General features: G+C 64.7%; 1 protein-coding gene. It reads left to right on the top strand.

Annotated features, from left to right (window positions below):
• Positions 1-152 precede the first annotated feature (152 nt).
• On the top strand, positions 153-627 hold a 475-nt coding region (locus AC1DN0_RS41235; RefSeq protein WP_477146627.1), incomplete at its 3' end, for an LOG family protein.

The raw sequence follows: 627 nt of genomic DNA, 5'->3' as shown, positions 1-627 counted from the left end.
GTCTCCGATCGCCGATTGGCCTCCACGCCCGTAACGCGCGATAATCACCGCCCGCATCCGCGGAACGACACCCCGTCACGAGACCGGAACACTGGTCATCGGCGGGGCTTTTTCGTTTCCGCCGCGTCAGTTTCTGAACACAGGAAGATCCAATGAAGYCGATTTGCGTTTACTGTGGTTCCAACCCCGGCAGCAAGCCGGTCTACACCGAGCGCGCCATCGCCCTCGGCGATCGCATCGCCCGCGACGGCCTGCGCCTGGTCTATGGCGGCGGCAATGTCGGCCTGATGGGCACCGTGGCCAACGCCGTGCTGGAAGGCGGCGGCAAGGTCACCGGCGTCATCCCCCAGCAGCTGGCCGATTGGGAAGTGGCGCACCGTGGCCTGACCGAGCTGGAAATCGTCGGCTCGATGCATGAGCGCAAGTCGCGCATGTTCGACCTCTCCGACGCCTTCGTGGCCCTCCCCGGCGGCTTCGGCACCATGGAAGAGATCTTCGAGATGCTCACCTGGCGCCAGCTTGGGATCGGCAACAAGCCGTGCGCCTTCCTGGACGTGGACGGCTTCTATGCCCCGCTGATCGGCATGATCGACCGCATGGTGGAAGAGCGTTTCCTGCACCCGGAAC

Source organism: Cupriavidus sp. 05N39 (assembly GCF_056397325.1).
Note: the sequence above shows the minus strand (reverse complement) of the source record. Positions and strands in the feature narration are given on the sequence as shown.